This window comes from Asticcacaulis biprosthecium C19, from assembly GCF_000204015.1.
In the GTDB taxonomy this organism is placed as follows: domain Bacteria; phylum Pseudomonadota; class Alphaproteobacteria; order Caulobacterales; family Caulobacteraceae; genus Asticcacaulis; species Asticcacaulis biprosthecius.
Map to the genome: position 1 here is coordinate 1,792,989 of NZ_GL883077.1, position 2,428 is coordinate 1,795,416.

2 protein-coding genes are annotated in these 2,428 nt (G+C 60.7%); both read left to right on the forward strand.

The window, feature by feature from the left end:
- The first annotated feature begins 1 nt into the window (after position 1).
- Positions 2 to 1,666 (forward strand): beta strand repeat-containing protein, encoded by a 1,665-nt coding sequence (locus tag ABI_RS08355; RefSeq protein ID WP_050808227.1) that lies wholly within the window; start codon positions 2 to 4, stop codon positions 1,664 to 1,666.
- A gap of 135 nt (positions 1,667 to 1,801) precedes the next feature.
- Positions 1,802 to 2,428, forward strand: a 627-nt coding sequence (locus tag ABI_RS25600; protein ID WP_040308717.1) for a calcium-binding protein, incomplete at its 3' end; no start/stop codon positions are given.

Consider the following 2,428-nt stretch of genomic DNA (forward strand, 5'->3'; position numbering starts at 1 on the left):
TGTGGACGATGATGGCGTGGTGGCACCGCCGGCGACGCTGAACGGGACGGGCAATGCCGACGTCCTGTTCGGCGGCAATGCCGGCGAAACCATCAATGCGGGGGATGGCGACGACATCGCGTTCGGACAGGGCGGCAACGACACCGTCAACGGCGGTCAGGGCCATGACAGTCTCGATGGCGGGACGGGCAGCGACCTGTTGACGGGCGGGACGGGGAACGACACCTTCTACGTCGATAGTGCCACCGACGATGTCGTCGAGCTGAGTGGCCAGGGGACCGACCTGGTTGTCGCAAGTGCCAGCTACAGTCTGGCCGGGCGGGTGGTCGAGAACCTGACCCTGACCGGAAGCGCCCATTTCGATGCGACCGGGAACGGCCTCGGCAATACCTTGACCGGCAATGCCGGCAACAACAGCCTGGATGGCGGCGGGGCCAGCGACACCCTGATCGGAGGCGCCGGCAACGACACCTACTATGTCCAGGCCATCGGTGATGCCGTCGTCGAACTGCCCGGCGAAGGCACGGACCTGGTGGTTTCATCGCTGACCTGGTCGCTGGCCGGCATGTTGGTCGAAAACCTGAGTCTGACCGGATCGGCGGATCTGAATGGCACAGGCAACAGCCTTGGGAACAGCCTGACCGGCAATGCCGGCCACAATGTTCTGGATGGCGGAGCGGGGAGCGACACCCTGACCGGAGGCCTGGGCAACGACACCTATTATGTCGATGCCGCCGGCGACAGCGTCGTTGAAACCGCGGGCGGTGGAACCGACCTGGTCATCGCGTCGGTCAGCTACAGCCTGGCGGGCAAGCAGGTGGAGAACCTAACCCTGACGGGAGCGGCTGCCAGCGCCACAGGCAATGGACTGGCCAATGTGCTGACGGGCAATGGCGGCGCCAATATGCTGGACGCCGGCGCAGGTCACGACAGCCTCGATGGTGGCGCCGGCACCGATACCCTGATCGGCGGTAGCGGCAATGATAGCTATCTCGTCGACAGCACCGGCGACGTGATTACCGAAGCTGCCGGCGGTGGGGCGGATGCCGTCTGGTCGTCGGTGACCTATACGCTGTCGGTTGATGTTGAGAGCCTGACCCTGACCGGTACCGCGGCAATCAACGGCACAGGCAATGCTGTCGGCAACGTCCTGACCGGCAATACAGGTAACAACGTGCTGAGCGGCGGGCTCGGCAACGATACCTACTATGTCCAGAACACCGGCGACGCTGTGGTCGAACTGGGTGGAGAGGGAACGGATGTCATCTTCTCGGCGGTGACCTATTCGCTCAGCGGCCGTTATGCCGAGACGATAAACCTGACGGGAAGCAACAATATCAACGCCACAGGCAATTCTCTGACCAACACGTTGGTGGGCAATGACGGCAGCAATACGATCAACGGCAAGGGCGGCAAGGACAGCCTGACGGGCGGTCTGGGGGCGGATGTGTTCCTGTTCGAGGCCAGCAATGGCAAGGATACCATCACAGACTTCTCGGCGGCGCAGAACGACAGCATCAATGTCAACGCCTATACAGGCGGTGTGGCCAATAATAGCCTGGTTGCCCAGGTCGGCGGCAATGTCGTCATTACTTTCGATGCGAGCAACACCATTACGGTGATCGGAGCGACTCAGGCGGATGTGCTGGCGCACATGGTGTGGTGATTTCGGTCAGCCAAGCATGGCTGGTGTTACCGGCGCGCATCACCCTTGGTAGAAATGTTAACAAAAGCACAATAAAATTGTATTTTTCGCCTGTTACGCAAGTATGAATTGGAAGATTCATGACACGAGGCGAAAATGGCAACCTACAATGGCACTCCAGGAAACGATACTTACGAAGGCACGGCGTCCGCCGATACGATAAACGGTGTTGGAGGTAGCGACACCCTCCTGGGAAACGGCGGAGGTGATGTTCTTGATGGTGGCGACGCGTCGGACATTCTGTATTCCAATGTCTGGAGTTACGGTGGCGCATGGGATGACGGGGCAGAGATCGACAGCTTGAGTGGCGGTGCTGGCAATGATCAGTTGTTTGCGGGCTACGGAGACCATGTCGATGGCGGCGCGGATACGGACGTTCTGTTGTTATCACTGGTCGGGGCCACATCCGGCGTTACCGCCGACCTGACGGCGGCGTTCGCGGGCGGCGTTTCGACAATCGGCGGCGGCTTGCTGACCGGGATTGAGCAATACTCCGTCATTTACGGTTCGTCCCACTCCGACTCCATTACGGTCGGCAATGCGACTGAGAACAACGGGCCTGATGCAAATGGTCTGGGCGTTTATGCCGGTGACGGCAACGACACCCTTACCGGCGGTTCAGCGACAAACCACCTTTACGGCGGTGGCGGAAACGACAGCCTCAGCGGTCTGGGGGGCGGCGACGAACTATACGGTGGCCTCGACCAAGACACATTGAACGGC